The sequence below is a fragment of the Streptomyces glaucescens genome (genome assembly GCF_002154375.1).
Classification (GTDB): Bacteria; Actinomycetota; Actinomycetes; order Streptomycetales; family Streptomycetaceae; genus Streptomyces; species Streptomyces glaucescens.
The window spans coordinates 527-894 of record NZ_MUND01000579.1; the positions used below are offsets into that span (position 1 = coordinate 527).

Consider the following 368-nt stretch of genomic DNA (forward strand, 5'->3'; position numbering starts at 1 on the left):
CGTCTGGCTGTGGATCACCAATCTGGCGATCCTGCTCGGCCTGGAGTTCGACGCCGAGACCGTCCGCCAGCGGGCCATCGCCGGGGGCCACCCGCCGGAGGAGGAGCCGTACACCGAGCCGCGCTCGACCCGCACCTGGGACGACGACACGGCACCCGGCGAACGCTGAAGCCCGACACCCGGAGCTGGCCTGGGCCAAGCCCTGCCCTCGCCCGCACCAACAACTGCTCAGCACCGGTCCACGAATCCGTCATGCCGGGCCATGATTCGGTAGTGCGGCCGAACAGGCGTCTGTTCGGGCATACGTTCTCCGCCGTGACATTCGATGACACCCCGCTGAGAGCCGCCAAGTCGGCTCCCGCGCGCCG

1 pseudogene is annotated in these 368 nt (G+C 69.8%); it reads left to right on the forward strand.

Annotated elements, in window-relative coordinates:
* Nucleotides 1-169: pseudogene (locus CCN42_RS45000) on the forward strand (ribonuclease BN); the annotation flags it as partial.
* Nucleotides 170-368: the final 199 nt, after the last annotated feature.